General features: G+C 74.4%; 15 protein-coding genes. 10 read left to right on the top strand and 5 right to left on the bottom strand.

Annotated features, from left to right (window positions below):
• Positions 1-157 precede the first annotated feature (157 nt).
• Entirely contained in the window at positions 158-916 is a 759-nt protein-coding gene (locus ACWDR0_RS22060; RefSeq protein ID WP_456353431.1) for an acyltransferase, read from the bottom strand.
• A 468-nt stretch (positions 917-1,384) separates the two neighbouring features.
• Between ACWDR0_RS22060 and ACWDR0_RS22055 the strand changes: the two genes are divergently transcribed.
• The 5 genes from ACWDR0_RS22055 to ACWDR0_RS22035 all read left to right on the top strand — a co-directional run bounded on the left by ACWDR0_RS22055 (position 1,385) and on the right by ACWDR0_RS22035 (position 6,271).
• On the top strand, positions 1,385-3,337 hold the full coding sequence (locus ACWDR0_RS22055; RefSeq protein ID WP_456353430.1) for an ATP-binding protein: 1,953 nt from the start codon (positions 1,385-1,387) through the stop codon (positions 3,335-3,337).
• Positions 3,338-3,512: 175 nt separating this feature from the next.
• On the top strand, positions 3,513-3,938 hold the full coding sequence (locus ACWDR0_RS22050) for a roadblock/LC7 domain-containing protein (protein WP_456353436.1): 426 nt from the start codon (positions 3,513-3,515) through the stop codon (positions 3,936-3,938).
• Positions 3,935-4,303, top strand: coding sequence for a DUF742 domain-containing protein (locus ACWDR0_RS22045; RefSeq protein WP_456353429.1), 369 nt, complete (start codon positions 3,935-3,937; stop codon positions 4,301-4,303). The genes ACWDR0_RS22050 and ACWDR0_RS22045 overlap by 4 nt, the downstream gene beginning before the upstream one ends.
• Positions 4,284-4,910, top strand: a complete 627-nt coding sequence (locus tag ACWDR0_RS22040; protein WP_456353428.1) for a GTP-binding protein — start codon at positions 4,284-4,286, stop codon at positions 4,908-4,910. Before ACWDR0_RS22045 ends, ACWDR0_RS22040 begins: the two co-directional genes overlap by 20 nt.
• Positions 4,907-6,271 (top strand): cytochrome P450, encoded by a 1,365-nt coding sequence (locus ACWDR0_RS22035; protein ID WP_456353427.1) that lies wholly within the window; start codon positions 4,907-4,909, stop codon positions 6,269-6,271. The genes ACWDR0_RS22040 and ACWDR0_RS22035 overlap by 4 nt, the downstream gene beginning before the upstream one ends.
• Before the next feature lie 78 nt (positions 6,272-6,349).
• Here the strand turns inward: ACWDR0_RS22035 and ACWDR0_RS22030 are convergent, their stop codons facing one another.
• Entirely contained in the window at positions 6,350-6,883 is a 534-nt protein-coding gene (locus ACWDR0_RS22030; protein ID WP_456353426.1) for a gamma carbonic anhydrase family protein, read from the bottom strand.
• 219 nt (positions 6,884-7,102) lie between these two features.
• Positions 7,103-7,555, bottom strand: coding sequence for a DUF4442 domain-containing protein (locus ACWDR0_RS22025; RefSeq protein WP_456353425.1), 453 nt, complete (start codon positions 7,553-7,555; stop codon positions 7,103-7,105).
• Between the two features lie 148 nt (positions 7,556-7,703).
• Here ACWDR0_RS22025 and ACWDR0_RS22020 point away from each other — a divergent pair, with 148 nt between their 5' ends.
• Positions 7,704-8,789: a hypothetical protein gene (locus tag ACWDR0_RS22020; RefSeq protein ID WP_456353424.1), complete on the top strand. Its 1,086-nt coding sequence runs from the start codon at positions 7,704-7,706 to the stop codon at positions 8,787-8,789.
• 70 nt (positions 8,790-8,859) lie between these two features.
• Here the strand turns inward: ACWDR0_RS22020 and ACWDR0_RS22015 are convergent, their stop codons facing one another.
• Positions 8,860-9,720 carry a spermidine synthase gene (locus ACWDR0_RS22015; protein ID WP_456353423.1) on the bottom strand — a complete coding sequence of 287 codons (861 nt, stop codon included), beginning with the start codon at positions 9,718-9,720 and terminating at the stop codon, positions 8,860-8,862.
• Between the two features lie 260 nt (positions 9,721-9,980).
• Complete coding sequence (locus ACWDR0_RS22010) at positions 9,981-11,153, bottom strand: elongation factor Tu (RefSeq protein ID WP_456353422.1); 1,173 nt, start codon at positions 11,151-11,153, stop codon at positions 9,981-9,983.
• Positions 11,154-11,643: 490 nt separating this feature from the next.
• Here ACWDR0_RS22010 and ACWDR0_RS22005 point away from each other — a divergent pair, with 490 nt between their 5' ends.
• The 4 genes from ACWDR0_RS22005 (at position 11,644) to ACWDR0_RS21990 (ending at position 15,131) form a co-directional block, all read left to right on the top strand.
• Positions 11,644-12,369 (top strand): TVP38/TMEM64 family protein, encoded by a 726-nt coding sequence (locus ACWDR0_RS22005; RefSeq protein WP_456353421.1) that lies wholly within the window; start codon positions 11,644-11,646, stop codon positions 12,367-12,369.
• A 151-nt stretch (positions 12,370-12,520) separates the two neighbouring features.
• The gene (locus ACWDR0_RS22000) at positions 12,521-13,393 is read left to right on the top strand and encodes an undecaprenyl-diphosphate phosphatase (protein WP_456353435.1); all 873 of its coding nucleotides are present in this window, start codon (positions 12,521-12,523) and stop codon (positions 13,391-13,393) included.
• A 306-nt stretch (positions 13,394-13,699) separates the two neighbouring features.
• Positions 13,700-13,888, top strand: a complete 189-nt coding sequence (locus ACWDR0_RS21995) for a hypothetical protein (RefSeq protein ID WP_456353420.1) — start codon at positions 13,700-13,702, stop codon at positions 13,886-13,888.
• A 67-nt stretch (positions 13,889-13,955) separates the two neighbouring features.
• Positions 13,956-15,131: a methyltransferase gene (locus ACWDR0_RS21990; RefSeq protein WP_456353419.1), complete on the top strand. Its 1,176-nt coding sequence runs from the start codon at positions 13,956-13,958 to the stop codon at positions 15,129-15,131.
• Positions 15,132-15,149: the final 18 nt, after the last annotated feature.

Genomic DNA, 15,149 nt, shown 5'->3' with positions numbered 1-15,149 from the left:
GGCGGCCAGGCGGTCCTCCTGGGCATGACCCCACCGACGGCGGAGGCGTCCTTCCACCCGGCCGGCCGCCGCCGACGGGGTTCGCGGGCACGGGAACGCCGCACCGCCGCGCGGGAACGCCGCACCGCCGCGAAGGACCGGACCCGCCGCGAGGGTCTCAGCCCCCGTCCCGCTCCTCCCACTCCGCGAGGGCCAGCAACTGCTCGGGGGTGACACCGTCCGGCACCGGCACGGGCGGCGGCGTCCGCAGCGGGGGCTCCCAGCCGCGCTCCGGATGCCAGCTCCGGACCGTACGGGCGGGCGCGCCCGCGACCACCGCATGGTCGGGCACCTCCCCCCGGACCACCGCGCCCGCGGCGACGACCACATTGCGGCCCAGTACCGACCCCGGCAGCACCACGGCGCCGGTGCCCAGCCAGCAGCCGGGCCCGATCGTCACGGGCGCGCTGCGCGGCCACTGCTTGCCGACCGGCAGCCCGGGGTCGTCGTAACTGTGATTGGTGGACGTGATGTAGACGTACGGTCCGCAGAACGTCTCCCGTCCGACGGCCACCCGGGCGTCGGCGACGATATGGCTGCCGCGGCCGAGGACCACTCCGTCGCCGAGGGTCAGGACCGGGTCCCGCCCCAGGTCGAGCCCGGGCATCATGCCCGCGGTGAGCGTGACCTGCTCGGCGATGATGCAGTGTTCGCCGAGTTCGATCCACTCCTCGCCGAAGACGGTGCCCTGCGGGAAGGCCAGCCGGGTGCCCTCGCCGATGCTGCGGAACCGGAGTCGGCCGGGCCGGGCCGCCGTCACCGCCCCCGCGCTCCGGACCCCGTCCCACACCCGGTGGACGGCACTGCTCAGCACCCCCTGCCACCAGGCGGAAGGCGAGGAGAACGAGAACGTGTTGCTGTTCCTGGGCACGCGCACACGGTAGTCGGCGGGAGCCGTGCCGTTCAGGGCGCGGAGCTGTGATGTTCGCCCCAGCCGGCCGGGACCGCGCGTACCCCCGGATCCCCGCGCGCAGCCGGACCGGATACATCCGCGAGCGGTTCCCGCCGGGGCGGGGTACATCCGGGACCGGTTCCCGCCGGGGCGGCGATACCACAATGGCGGCGCTCGGAGGGCGACTTCGCCGCGAAGTCCTCCGTTCTGTGGGGAGCCCCGGCGGTCCGGGCTTCCGGTGGACGGCCCGTGGCTAGCATGAGCGCCACGCCCGTGCGGAAGATCACCGTCAACCTCCGGTGTCCGCCCACACGTTCGGCCGATACGCGCGGATCGGCCCCACCCGCACCCGCCCGGACTCCCGGCCGTGCCCCGGGCGCGCCGTGCCCGGGACCGGCGCGGCCGCCGGCCCGTCGCCGGCGGGCCCGGCAGACTCCAGCAGCGAAGGACCCCATGTCCGTGTCAGTCGCCCCGAAACCCCATCGGATACGCACCCCCCGGCCGCTGCCGCCCGCGGCCGCCCCCGCCGCCGTCGCGCTGGCAGCCGTCGCCGGGGTCACGGCGATCTCCACGGCCCCCGCCCCGGCGCGGACCTGGGCGACCGTCACCGTGTTCACCGCCTGGGCCGTGATCACCGCAGGGGTGGTGTTCGGCACGCTCAACACCCGGCGGCTGAGAGCCGCCGCGGCCGCGGCGGACGCGGTGGCGAGGGCGCTGCGGACCCGCTCGGCCCGGGCGGACGAGGATGTCGTACGGCTGCTGGAAGTCACGCTTCCGCTGGTCGTCAAGCGGCTGCGGGACGGCGAGGGCGCGGACGCCGTGCTCGGGGACGTACCGCAGCCCGCCCATCCGCTGCTCCGGGCCGTACTGGCCCACTGCGCCGCCGAACTCGCCGCGGGCGAGAGCGTCGCCCGGGCGGCGACCGCCGACAGCGTGGCCGCGGTGCGCGGGCTTGCGCGGGCGGCCGACGAACTCGACCGGCTGACCTCGGCCACCCTGCCCCGGGCACTGGCCGGGCTGCGGGCGGGGAGTTCGGCGGACACCGTGCTCGCCTCGCTGGAACCCCCCGGTGACGACCGGGTACGGGTACTGCTGGACACGGTCGTCCGCGAGGTCGCGCGGAGCGAGCGGCGGGCGTCGGCGGTGATGGGCGCGGGGACCAGGACCCTCAGCCGGGTCCAGGCGATGGCCGTCAGCATGCTCGCCGATCTCCGCGGGATGCAGGACCGCCACGGCGGCGAGGTCTTCGGCGAACTGCTCGGGCTCGACCACAAGACGTCCCAGCTCGGGCTGCTGGCGGACCGGCTCGCGCTGCTGATGGGCGGCCGGACCGGCCGGACCTGGAACCGGCCGATCGGCATGGAGTCGGTGCTGCGCGGAGCGGTCGGCCGGATCTCCGCGTACCGCCGGGTACGGCTGCACTCCACCAGTACGGCGCGGATCGCGGGGTACGCGGCCGAGCCCGTGATGCACCTCCTGGCCGAACTCATGGACAACGCCGCCACCTTCTCCCCGCCGGTGGACGAGGTCCACGTCTATGTGGAGGAGCGGGCGGCGGGCCTGGTCGTCACCGTCGAGGACAGCGGTCTGAAGATGGCGGAGACACAGTTGCGTCTGGCGGAGGAGGCGGTGTCCGGCCGGGCCTCCGACCTCTCGTATCTGCCGAGCACCCGGATCGGGCTGATCGTGGTCGGGCTGCTGGCGGTCAAGTACCACATGACGGTGGTCTACCGGCCGTCGTCGCGCGGGGGTACGGGCGTCGTCGTCCTGCTGCCCCCGCAACTCCTGCACCAGGACCAGCTTCCGTACCAGGATTCGCGGCAGCCCGCCGCCGGTGCTCCGGAGCCCGTACGCCCCGCCCCCGGCGCACCGTCCGGGAACGGCACCGTACTCCCGGACCCGGCCGCTCCGGGTTCCGCACCGCGTCCCCCGCTCCCGTACTCCGCCCCCGCGCCGCGCCCCCCGGTGGCCGGCGGGATCCCGGGGCCCCGGCCGTCCGGCGCCCCCGGGCGGCCGGGCATGGCGACTCCCAACGGTCTGCCGGTACGGCCCCGGGGCCGCACGATGGCCGCGGCGGACCGGGGCCGTACGGAGCCGGTGGACCCGCTCCCGGCGGCGGCGCAGCCGGTACGGGACGCGGGCGCCCGGTTCGACTCCTTCCACCGGTCGATGACCGGCCGGGCCACGACCGCGACCACGATCGCGGCTTCGGCTCCGGCTCCGGCTTCGGCTTCGGCTTCGGCTTCGGCTTCGGCTTCGGCTTCGGAGGCACCGTTCACCGGCCCCGGACGGGCACCCGGGAATCCGGCCACCGCCCCCGGCGCCGAAGAGATGTCCGGGGAACCGGTCGGCGGGCCGGACGTCGAACCCCTCGGGGAGCCCGCCGGTGAGAGTTCCCGCCCGTGACGCCCCTGGCGCCCCCGGCGGCGCCCCGGAGCGGCAGCACAACGACCACCGGCACCACCACCAGCACCACAACTACGACCACGACCACGACCACGACCGGACGATTCCGGCACTCTCCCCGACAGGAGGAACGGGCCGGCGCACCGGCCGAGGCCGGCGCCCGCCCCCACCGACCATGCAGCAGACCACCGATACCAGCCTGACCTGGCTCCTGGAGGGCCTCATCGACCGGACCCGGGGCACCCGGCACGCCCTGGTGCTCTCCCGGGACGGCCTCAAGCTCTGCTGGACCCCGCGGCTGACGCTCGACCAGGCCGATCAGCTCGCCGCGATCTGCTCGGGCATCCAGGCACTCGCCCAGGGTGCTTCCGTCGAGTTCGGCGACGGCACCGGCGGCGTACGGCATTCCATGACCGAGTTCCACGGCGGGCTGCTGTTCATCGTGGAGGCCGGGGAGGGCGCCCATCTCGCCGTGGTGGCCGACGCCGACGCCGACCCGGGTGCCGTGGGCCACCAGATGACCGAACTCGTCGAGGGCATAGGTCACCGGCTGCGTGCCGAGCCCCGCACCACGACCGCCCCGGAGAGTCCCCGCACATGACCCGTCACCCCGTCGACCTGGGGGAACCGGACCGTCTCTACACCGTCACCGGCGGCCGCTGCACGGTCGCCGACGATGTGGAGCGGACCTTCGACCTGGTCACCCTGGTGGTGGGCGAGTGCGGCCCGGCTCCGGGCATGCAGTCGGAGCACGCCCGGATCCTCGAACTGGCCCGGCATCCGGTCTCCGTCGTCGAGCTCTCGGCGCAGCTGAGGCTGCCGGTCACGGTCGTACGGATCCTGCTCGGGGACCTCCTGGCGACGGGGCGCATCACCGCACGGCGGCCGAGGGCGGCGCATTCGCTCGCCGGTCTGCCCGACTCGGCTCTTCTGGAAGAGGTGCTCCATGGACTCCGCAACCTCTGAACTGTCCGCCGGGCCACCGGCGCTCACTCCGCTGACCGATTCCGCCGATACCGGCCTGAAGATCGTGATCGTGGGTGGTTTCGGTGTCGGCAAGACCACCCTGGTCCGGTCCGTGAGCGAGATCCGCCCGCTGAACACCGAGGAGGTGATGACGCAGGCGGGCCTCGGTATCGACGAGACGGCGGGCCCGACGGGCAAGTCCACGACGACGGTCGCCTTCGACTTCGGCCGGATCAGCCTCAACGAGCGGATGGTGCTGTACCTGTTCGGCGCGCCGGGCCAGGAGCGGTTCTGGTTCCTGTGGGACCGGCTGTTCGCGGGCACGCTCGGCGCGGTGGTCCTGGTGGACACCCGCCGGATGAGCGACTCCTGGTACGCCATCGACCGGCTGGAGAACCACGGCACCCCGTTCGTGGTCGCGGTGAACCGCTTCGAGAACGACCACGCGCTCTTCTCCCTCCGGGAGATACGCCAGGCGCTGTCGCTGGCCCCGCACGTACCGCTGGTCGACTGCGACGCCCGGGTCCGCGCCTCGGGCAAGTACGTCCTGCTCAGCCTCGTCAACCATCTCCGTGATCTGACCCTGGCCCGGGAGACAGCCCCATGACGAACCGCAGCGACACCGGTCCCCGGAATCCGGCTCCCGGCGCCCCCGCGCCCGCCCCGGCGCCCGGCGGCGTTCAGGAGACCGCGGGTCCGCCCGCGCCCGCCGGCCTCGTCCCGTCGGCCGAGGGGGGACAGTCCGCGCGGTACACCGCCCTGCGGCGGGAGCACGGCACGGTCGCGCCGGTCGTCCTCGCCGGGGGCGTCCGGGCCTGGCTGGTCCTGGGCTACGCCGAGGTCGCCCAGGTCGTCGGCCACGACGAGCTGTTCGCCCGGGACACCTCCCTGCCCGGTCCGTGGCCCGGGGCGGACGGCGGGACGGAGCCCCGGGCGGCGCCGGACCGGCGGCGGGTGCCGTCCCTCGCCCGGGCGCTGGCGGCCGTGGACCAGTTCGAGCTGGCCCAGGGGTGCCGGGGCATCGCCCAGCGGCTCATCGACGTGTTCGCGGGCAGCGGGCGGGCCGAGCTGATGTCCGCGTACGCCCGGGCGCTCTCGCTGCGCGCGGCGGTTCTGATGTGCGGGCTTCCGCCGGGTGCCGACGCGGCCGAGGGGCTGGTACGCGATCTGGGGGCCGCCCTCGCCGGGGACGGTGACCCGCCGGGGGGTGGCACACCCGGGGGCGTTTCGGACAGCGGTACGGGGCACGGGGCGGCGGGCCGGGGCGCGGCGCGGGCCCCGGATTCCGGGGGGAACGGGGCGGACGGGGCGGTGGCCGCGTACGTCCGCGCCGGGGAGCGGGTCCGGCGGCTGGTCGCGGCACGGCGCGCGGCCCCCGGCCCCGACATCGTCTCCAGGCTGCTCGCCGACCCGGCCGGGCCGTCGGACGAGGAGACCGCGCGGCAGGTACTCGGGCTGGTCGCGGCCGCCCATCCGGCCACGGCGGACTGGATCGGGAACACCCTGCGGCTGCTGCTCACCGACGAAAGGTTCGCGCGGGACGTCTCCGGCGGCCGGCTCTGCGTCGGCCAGGCGCTGAACGAGGTCCTGTGGCTGGACACTCCGGCGCAGCTCGCCGCCGGGCGCCGCGCCCGGCGCGACACCCGGCTCGGCGGGCAGCCGATCCGGGCCGGTGACCTGGTGCTGCCGGGGCTGGGGGCGGCCAACACCGATCCGGGAATCCGGCCGGACGGGCGGGCGGGTGCCGAGAATGCGGCACACCTCTCGTTCGGGGGCGGCGCCGGGCGCTGTCCCTACCCCGCGCCGCTGCTCGCCGACGTCATCGCGCGCACCGCGGTGGACACCCTGCTGGAGCGGCTGCCGGACACCGTGCTCGCGACGGACGCGGCCGAACCGGTTTGGCGGCCGTCGGTCCGGTCCCGGGGGCTGGCCGCCCTCCCGGTGCGGTTCACGCCGGCCGTCCGCTGAGGCCGTGTCCCGGTGCGGCTGAGGCCGTGGGCCCCGTGAGGTGCCCGCCGGGGCCGTACCGGGAACCCTCCCGGCTCCTCAGTCCCGCGGACGCACCGCGCGGTGGCTCTTGGCCAGCTCGGTGTACATCTCCGCGTTCACTCTGATCATTTCCCGGGCGTCGTCCGCCAGCGGGCGCTTCACGACGGCCGGGACCCCGGCGACCAGCGAGCCGGGCGGAACCTCCATGCCCTGGGGGACGACCGCGCCCGCGGCCACCAGTGAACCGGCCCCGATGCGCGCGCCGTTGAGCACGGTGGCGCCCATGCCGATGAGGACCTCGTCGCCGACCGTACAGCCGTGCAGGACGGCGTTGTGACCGACGGTCACCCGCTCGCCGACGGTCACCGGGAATCCGGGGTCGACATGGACCGTGCAGTTGTCCTGGATATTGGAGCCCGCGCCGATCACGATCGGCCCGCAGTCGGCGCGCAGCACCGTGTGGTACCAGACACTGGCTCCGGCCCCCAGGACCACCTCGCCGATGATCACCGAGGTGGGTGCGGTGAAGGCTTCCGGGTCGAGATCGGGTTCCACGCCGTTGAAGCCCGCGATCCAGGGGGTTGCCGTCATGAGCTGCTCCTCGCCGGTGGGCGTCGTGGCCGGTGGTGTGCGGTACGGGACCGTGCCGGGCGATCATCGCCGGGTACGGCCCCGGCGCGCCAGGGTCCGGGCCCGTACGCGTCCCCGTACCCGGCGAACCGACCGGCGCGAACGGACCGGCGGACGGCGGGACATGGACGGCCGGACATGGACGGCACCGCGGCCGGGCAGGGACGGAACCTCGGCCGGTCAGGAGGAGGGGCGCAGCGTCCAGGTGATGGTCATGACCCCGGTCACGGCGTCGTCGGCGCGGCGGATCTCGACCGTGACGTCGAACTCGGGCCGTTCGCCCGCGTCCAGTTCGGCGATGATGTCCGCGGCCGGGCGGGCGAGCGTCGCGGTGGCCGTGACCTCGCCCTTGGCCAGCTTGCGGTAGCCGATCTCGGCCTTGACGGCGAGCGGTACGGCGCGGTGCAGCTGGTCGCCGAACGCGGCGAGGACGACGGCGCCGCTGGCCGATTCGGCGAGGGTGAACATCGCGCCGGCATGCGGTCCGCCGACGTGGTTGTGGAATTCGGCCTGGTCGGGCAGGCGGAGCACCGCGCGCTCGGCGGTGGCCTCGGTGAACTCCAGGTTGAGGGTCCGGACCATGGGGACGGTGGCGGCGAGCAGCTCGCCCACGGACTTCTGATCAGCGCTCATGGCCGCGATGTTACCCATGGGTAGTCATCATGGCCAGACCTTTCCGCACCCGGTGTCCGGCCGCCGTTCCCCCCGGACATGGCCTAGCCCGCGGGCAGTCGCCTGACCGGTCCGCCGGGCCCGCCGGCCACCGTTTAGGGTTCTCGCCATGTGGCCAGCAGGACAGCAGCAACCGCCCGGTGACGGGAACCCGCCGTACCAGGGTCCGCCGGGGCCGGGATCCGGCCCGCAGGCGCCCAACCCGTACCACGGGCCCGGGTACCAGCAGCCGAACCCGTATCTGCAGCCTGCGGGCGGGGGCGGGCAGCCCGGGTACCCGCAGCCCGGTGCCCACCAGCAGCCCACCGTCTCCCAGTACGCCGTCGGCGGACCGCCGCCCGGGCCGCCCGGCCCGGGCGGGGACCGCCGGAAGACGGCCGTGGTGGCCGTCGTCGCGGCCCTGGCCGTCGTCGCCACCGCCGTGGTCACGGGCGTCGTGGTGCTCGGCGGGGACGAGGAGCCCCGGGCCGGCGGTGACCGGACGGACCCGGGCGGCGGTGCCTCCGCCCCGGCCACTCCCCCGGCGGCGGGTACCCCGTCGCCCCCGCCGGCCACCTCGACCGAGGAGAACCCGCGCGCGGGCAAGGACGCCGAGGCGACCGTCCCGGGCTGGAAGGTCGTCATCAACCCGCAGCACGGCACGATGTTCGACGTACCCGCCGAGTGGACGCTGATGGGCGCCGGGATGCAGACGGGCTACGAGGACGAGAGCAAGGGCGACGGAACGCCCGCCGTCGTGATGTCGGCACCCGCCCAGCTCCGGCCGACCTGGTGTCTGTACGACTACAACAAGGACGGCACCAAGGAGGACTGGGGGCTGGCCACGGCGGGCACCAAGGGCGCGCGGGGCGCGAAGAGCACCGCGGACGCCGCCTACAACGAGGCGTACAACTGGGCCTGGGCGGCCTACGCCCAGGGCAGCGCCGCGGGCACCGTGAAGGTCGTCAAGGCCGTGCCGTTCACGACGGCGTCGGGGCTGGTGGGCAGCGTCTCCACCGCCACGGCGAGCGGGACGAAGAAGCGCCATTCCTGCGAGACCGACGGCAAGTCGGTGGCGTTCAGCTTCAAGGACTCCACCGGCGAGATCAAAACCTTTGTCCTGCACGGGGTGAAGGGCGTCAAGGGGGAACTCCCCGAGGCGCTGATCCGGAAGATCCTGGGCACGGTCCGCCAGGCGGCGGCGTCGGGCGCCTGACACCCGGCCCGCCGGCCGCCCGGCCGTGCTCCGCGGCCGCGCCGGTGGAGTTGCCGCCGCGGAGCGGCCGTCAGCCGATGCCGAAAGCCCCGGCGGGCGGCTCCGGCGAGCTCTGCGCCTCCGCGTCCCGCACCGGCCGGGCGTCCCCGGTGCGCCGCGCCAGCGCCGCTCCGTGCTCGACCCGGGCGGGAAAGGCGTCGGCCGCGGTGCGGCGGGCGAGACAGGCCGTGTCGAGGGGCGCCTGGGAGGCGAGCAGCAGCACATTGCCGAACCGCCGTCCCCGCAGCACCGCGGGCTCCGCGATCAGCGCCAGCTCGCCGAAGACCGCGCCGAAGGTGGCGAGCTGGGAGCGGAGGAACGCGAACGGCGCGCCGTCGGCGAGATTGGCCGCGTACACCCCGCCGGGCCGCAGGACCCGCTCCGCCGCCCGGGCGAACTCGACGGACGTGAGGTGCGCGGGCACCCGGGAGCCGCCGAAGACATCGGCGACGAGGACGTCGGCGCTGTCCGGGGCGGCCGCTTCGACATGGGCGCGGGCATCGGCGGCGTGCACGGTGATCCCGGATCCGGCGGGCAGCGGAAGGTACTCGGCCACCAGCGCCAGGAGTCCCCGGTCGGCCTCCACCACGTCCTGCCGCGACCCGGGCCGGGTGGCGGCGGCGTAGCGCGGCAGGGTGAGCGCGCCCCCGCCGAGGTGGAGCAGGTCGAGCGGGGCACCCGCCGGGGCGCGCGAGTCGAGCAGATGGGCGATCCGGCGGGCGTACTCGAACTCCAGGTACGTGGGGTCGTCCAGGTCGACGTACGACTGCGGGGCGCCGTCGACGGTGAGCAGCCAGGACCGGGCGCGGTCGATGTCGGGCAGCAGTCTGGCGAGGCCGTGATCGACGGCGCGGGCGACGGGTATCGCCTCGGCGGGACGGTTGTTCTCCACTCCCCCATTGTCGGGCCCGCCGGAGCCCCTCGGGACCGGATCGCCGCGACCGGCCACGGCGGGGTACGGGCCGCGGCGAGGTGCCGACTGCGGCGGGGTGCCGGCCGCGACCGCCGTACGGCCGGTGCGGGCGGGGGGCGCGGCCCGGCCGTACGCTCCGGCCCCGCACCCGCCCGGAGCGGCGGCGGCACCCCGTCGGGTACCGCCGCGGCCCGGGCGCCGTCCCCGCCCCCGCCCTCGCGGATCGCACGGTCCCGCGGTCAGAGCGGTGTTGTCACCGTGCCCGCGCCGACCGTGCGGCCGCCCTCGCGGATCGCGAAGCCGAGGCCCGCCTCCAGGGGGACGTCACGGCCGAGTTCGACGGTCATGGTGACCGTCTCCCCGGGGCGGGCGACGCCCTGCTCGCCGAGGTCGACGAGTCCGACGACATCCGCGGTCCGGAGGTGGAACTGCGGCCGGTAGCCGGTGGCGACCGGCGTCGTACGGCCGCCCTCGCGTCCGGTGAGCAGATGCACCCGTGCGGTGAAACGGCTGCCCGTGGCGGTGCTGCCGGGGGCGACCACGACATGGCCGCGGCGGACCGCGTCGCGGTGGAGGCCCCGCAGCAGCAGCGCGACACTGTCCCCGGCCTCGGCGTACTCCATCGGCCTGCCGAAGGTCTCCAGGCCGGTGACGACGGTCTCGGCGCCCGCGCCCAGCACCTCGACCCGGTCGCCGGGGCGTACGGTGCCGCGTTCGACGGCGCCGGTCACCACCGTGCCGCGGCCGGTGATGGTGAGGACGTTCTCCACCGGCAGCAGGAACGGCGCGTCGGTGTAGCGGACCGGCAGCGGCACATAGGTGTCGACGGCGTCCAGCAGCGCTTCGACGGACCCCGTCCAGCGGGGGTCGCCCGCCAGGGCCCGGAGTCCGGAGACCCGGACGACGGGCGCGGTGTCGCCGCCGTAGCCGTGCCGGGTCAGCAGCTCGCGGACCTCCAGTTCCACCAGGTCCGTCAGCTCGTCGTCGCTCGCCTCGGCCATGGTGAGCGCGGTGACGATGTGGTCGACGCCGACCTGGCGCGCGAGGAGGACGTGCTCGGCGGTCTGCGGCATCACCCCGTCGAGGGCGGAGACGACCAGGATCGCCCCGTCCAGCTGGGCCGCGCCGGTGATCATGTTCTTCACGTAGTCGGCGTGGCCCGGCATGTCGACGTGCGCGTAGTGCCGGGTCCCGGTCTCGTACTCGACGTGCGCGATGTTGATGGTGATGCCCCGCGCCACTTCCTCGGGCGCCTTGTCGATCCGGTCGAAGGGAACGTAGCCGCTGCCGGTGCCCCGGTCGCTCAGGACCTTGGTGATGGCGGCGGTGAGCGTGGTCTTGCCGTGGTCGACGTGACCCATGGTGCCGATGTTGAGGTGCGGCTTGGTCCGTACGTAGGCGGTCTTGGCCATGTGTGATCGTCCTCGAAGCTCGGGAGGGAGTGGTGCGAACGGGACCCCGGGGGTCTGCCGACCCTCCCCCTTCGGGGTCCCACCGGACGATCCGGGAAGGGTCAGCTTCGGGCGCCGTCGGCGGCGAGGATCACGGCAGCCCTCACCGCGGCCGCGAGGGGGCGGCAATCTGCGGGAGCGGCGGGCCGGAACATGGTTCGATCATGGCGGACCGGCCCCCGCCGGTCGACCGGATTTCCCCCCGGCTGTGACCCCGGGGGCGCCCGCGGTACTGCTCCCGCGGCCCTGCCCACGGCTGCGCCGCGCTCCTTCGGCTACCCGGGCCGCAGCTCGGGCCCCGGCTTCCCCGGTGGCCGCCCGCCGGAAGGCCGCCGGGGCATGCGGAAAGACGCGGGGCGGCCCCTGACGCGTCCGTGCCCGCCGCGGTTCCCAGCGGGCGATGAGGTCCCCGTTACGGCGCCCGGCGGCCCGCGTCGGTTACGCTCCCCGGATGTTCGAACCCGCGCCCGGGCCCGTCGCGGGCCCCCGGCCCGCCGCCGGCCTCGCCGTCCGCTGCGGCAGGGCTCTCCTCTCCCCGTGGTCGAAGCTGTCGCTGCTGGCGCTGCTGCTCGTGTCGGCGGGCGCGCTGGTGCTGCTGTACGAGCCGCAGCGGGCGCTGGCCGACGGATGGCCGCCGTTCCAGCTGACCGGCCCGGTGGCGGTCGTCCTCTTCGCCGCGGCGTACGGCGCGTGCACGGCGGCCTTCGTGCCGCGGCCGCTGCTGAACCTGGCCGCGGGGGCGCTCTTCGGCTCCCAGGCCGGCCTGGTCGCGGCGGTCGCGGGGACCGTGCTCGGCGCGGGCCTCGCCTTCACCCTGGGCCGGTTCCTGGGGCAGGAGGCGCTCCGCCCGCTGCTGCGGGGCCGCTGGCTGAAGGCGGCGGACCACCAGTTCAGCGCGCACGGCTTCCGTTCGATGCTGGCGGTCCGGCTGTTCCCGGGGGTGCCGTTCGCCGCGGCCAACTACTGTGCCGCGGTCTCCCGGATGGGCTATACGCCATTTCTGCTGGCGACCGCCATCGGTTCGATCCCCAACACGGCGGCGTACGTGATCGCGGGCAGCCGGGCGAGTTCCCCGACCTCGCCCGCGTTTCTGATCTCCACCGGGTTCATCGTGGTCACCGGAGTGGTCGCGAGCGTCGTCGCCTGGCGCAAGCGCCATCGGTTGCGCGGGAATTAACCGGACGTTCACCCCTTAGGGCGCATGGCCGTACATCTCGCTGCGGGAGGGTACTCTTCCTGCCCATCGGCGCAGGAAACGGACACCGTGCGCCCCGGTACGCTCCGGGGCCGCCGGATCGCGGACTCTCCCTTGGGTGGCGTACTTCTACATGTCGTGGTTTGAATCCCTGATCCTCGGACTCGTGCAGGGCCTGACCGAGTTCCTGCCCATCTCGTCCAGCGCCCATCTGCGGCTCACGGCCGCCTTCGCCGGCTGGGAGGACCCGGGGGCGGCCTTCACCGCGATCACCCAGATCGGCACCGAGACCGCGGTACTGATCTACTTCCGCGAGGACATCTCCAGAATCGTCTCCGCCTGGTTCCGTTCTCTGACGGACAAGGCGATGCGTGCCGACCACGACGCCCGGATGGGCTGGCTGGTGATCATCGGTTCGATCCCCATCGGGGTTCTCGGCATCACCCTGAAGGACCAGATCGAAGGCCCCTTCCGCGATCTGCGGCTGATCGCGACGACCCTGATCGTGATGGGCGTCGTCCTCGGCGTCGCCGACCGCCTCGCGGCCCGCGACGAGACGGGCGGCAGGCACCGGGCCGTCAAACAGCGCAAAACACTCAAGGAGTTGAGCGTCCGGGACGGCCTGATCTACGGCTTCTGCCAGGCGATGGCCCTGATCCCCGGCGTCTCCCGCTCGGGCGCCACGATCAGCGGCGGCCTGCTGATGGGCTACACCCGCGAGGCGGCGGCCCGTTACTCCTTCCTCCTCGCCATCCCGGCCGTCCTGGCCTCCGGCGCGTACGAGTTGAAGGACGCGGGCGAGGGCCATGTCTCCTGGGGCCCCACGATCTTCGCCACCGTGGTCGCGTTCTGCGTCGGATACGCGGTCATCGCCTGGTTCATGAAGTTCATTACCACCAAGAGCTTCATGCCCTTTGTGATCTACCGGATCCTGCTGGGCATCCTGATCTTCGCCCTGGTCGGAGCGGGCGTCCTCAGCCCCGACGCGGGCGAGTCCGCCCACTGACGACCCACTTGGCCGCCGGCCGCCGGGGCCTTCTCCCGCGGCAGCCGGAGCGAGCGGTAGCCGCGGTGGACCGTCACCGGCCCTCCACCGGCGGGCTCGGCCAGCGGCCGTGAAGGGGGTCCGGATGCGATGACATTCGTCACGGCATCCGGTCACCTCCGGAAGGCAACCGTGCCGCTCTACCCGGTGTTCGCCCAGTTCAAACCGGACACCCGGGGCGCTTTGGAAGCACTGAACTCGGCCAAGGCGCCGCTCCGGGCGTGCACCAGGGGTTCACGTCGGCTCCACAGGCCGTAATCTGGAGCCATGTCGCCCCTTCAACACGAGTCCGAGGCCGTCGCGCCCTCGGCATCCGTGCAGTCCGCCGCCGAGCTCAACGCCCGTATCCGGGAGCTGTGGGCCGACGGGCGGCTGCCCGAGGAGCGGCGCGGGGAGTACGAGGCGCTGGTTCTGAAGTGGGCCACGACGCTGGAGCACATCGAGCGCGCCGCCTGAGCGCCGGGCCGCCGCCCCCGCGGGCCGGCCGGGCCGTCCGCGGACATGGCCTAGCCTGGTCGGCACGATGAACCGTCTGACCACACCGTGGGGGGATCTCGCCCTCACCCGCTTCCCCGAGGATCCGCGCGACCCCCTGCGGGCCTGGGACGCCGCCGACGAGTATCTGCTGCGGCACCTCGCCGAGGAGGGCACGGACCTCTCGGGGACCCTGGTCGTCCTGGGTGACCGGTGGGGCGCCCTGACCACCTCGCTGGCCGCGCACCGGCCGGTCCAGATCACCGATTCGTATCTGGGGCAGCGGGCGACCGAGGCCAATCTGGCCCGCGCCGGAGCGGACCCGTCCGCGGCCGTGCTGCGCAGTGTGCGGGACACCCCGCCGGAGCGCATCGACGTACTGCTGGTGCGGGTGCCCAAGAGCCTGGCGCTGCTGGAGGACCAGCTGCACCGGCTGGCGCCCGCGGTCCATCCGGGCACGGTGGTCGTCGGTACCGGCATGGTCGGGGAGATCCACACCTCCACGCTGAAGCTGTTCGAGCGGATCATCGGGCCGACCCGGACGTCCCTCGCGGTGCGCAAGGCGCGGCTGATCTTCTGTACGCCGGATCCCGCGCTGCCCCGGGAGGCCGGGCCCTGGCCGCTGCGGTACGCGCTGCCGGACGGCATCGGCGTGCTGTCGGGCCGTACGGTGACGAACCATGCCGGGGTCTTCTGCGCCGACCGGCTCGACATCGGCACCCGGTTCTTCCTGGGCGAGCTGCCGGTGCCGCGGGGTGCGGTCCGGGTGGTCGACCTGGGCTGCGGAAACGGCGTGGTCGGTACGGCCGCGGCGCTGGCCGGGCCCGAGGCGTCGGTGACCTTCGTCGACGAGTCCTTCTCCGCCGTGGCCTCGGCCGAGGCCACGTACCGCGACAACGTCCCCGGGGGAGCGGACCGGGCCGTGTTCACCGTCGGCGACGGGCTCTCCGGCCTGCCGGACGCCTCGGCGGACCTGGTGCTCTGCAATCCGCCCTTCCACTCGCACCGGGCGACCACGGACACCACCGCCCGCCGGATGTTCTCCGGCGCCCGGCGGGTCCTGCGGCCCGGCGGCGAGCTGTGGGTGGTCGGCAACCGCCATCTGGGCTATCACACCGCCCTGCGCCGGGTTTTCGGCAACTGCGAGGTGGTGGCGGGTCATCCGAAGTTCGTGGTGCTCCGGGCGACCGCTCCACTGCGCCGTTCGCGTGCCGGGACGCGCTGACGGACCGGCACGGGTCTT

The sequence above is a fragment of the Streptomyces sp. NPDC003691 genome (assembly GCF_053981115.1).
This window is presented reverse-complemented; position numbering and strand designations above follow the sequence as displayed.

Coding starts and splice junctions, on each gene's coding strand:
- ACWDR0_RS22035 (WP_456353427.1), top strand. CDS start 4,907: ATGACGAACCGCAGCGACACCGGTCCCCGGAATCCGGCTCCCGGCGCC.
- ACWDR0_RS22000 (WP_456353435.1), top strand. CDS start 12,521: ATGTCGTGGTTTGAATCCCTGATCCTCGGACTCGTGCAGGGCCTGACC.
- ACWDR0_RS22045 (WP_456353429.1), top strand. CDS start 3,935: ATGACCCGTCACCCCGTCGACCTGGGGGAACCGGACCGTCTCTACACC.
- ACWDR0_RS22040 (WP_456353428.1), top strand. CDS start 4,284: ATGGACTCCGCAACCTCTGAACTGTCCGCCGGGCCACCGGCGCTCACT.
- ACWDR0_RS22020 (WP_456353424.1), top strand. CDS start 7,704: ATGTGGCCAGCAGGACAGCAGCAACCGCCCGGTGACGGGAACCCGCCG.
- ACWDR0_RS22050 (WP_456353436.1), top strand. CDS start 3,513: ATGCAGCAGACCACCGATACCAGCCTGACCTGGCTCCTGGAGGGCCTC.
- ACWDR0_RS22030 (WP_456353426.1), bottom strand. CDS start 6,883: ATGACGGCAACCCCCTGGATCGCGGGCTTCAACGGCGTGGAACCCGAT.
- ACWDR0_RS21990 (WP_456353419.1), top strand. CDS start 13,956: ATGAACCGTCTGACCACACCGTGGGGGGATCTCGCCCTCACCCGCTTC.
- ACWDR0_RS22055 (WP_456353430.1), top strand. CDS start 1,385: ATGTCCGTGTCAGTCGCCCCGAAACCCCATCGGATACGCACCCCCCGG.
- ACWDR0_RS22005 (WP_456353421.1), top strand. CDS start 11,644: ATGTTCGAACCCGCGCCCGGGCCCGTCGCGGGCCCCCGGCCCGCCGCC.
- ACWDR0_RS22025 (WP_456353425.1), bottom strand. CDS start 7,555: ATGAGCGCTGATCAGAAGTCCGTGGGCGAGCTGCTCGCCGCCACCGTC.
- ACWDR0_RS22010 (WP_456353422.1), bottom strand. CDS start 11,153: ATGGCCAAGACCGCCTACGTACGGACCAAGCCGCACCTCAACATCGGC.
- ACWDR0_RS21995 (WP_456353420.1), top strand. CDS start 13,700: ATGTCGCCCCTTCAACACGAGTCCGAGGCCGTCGCGCCCTCGGCATCC.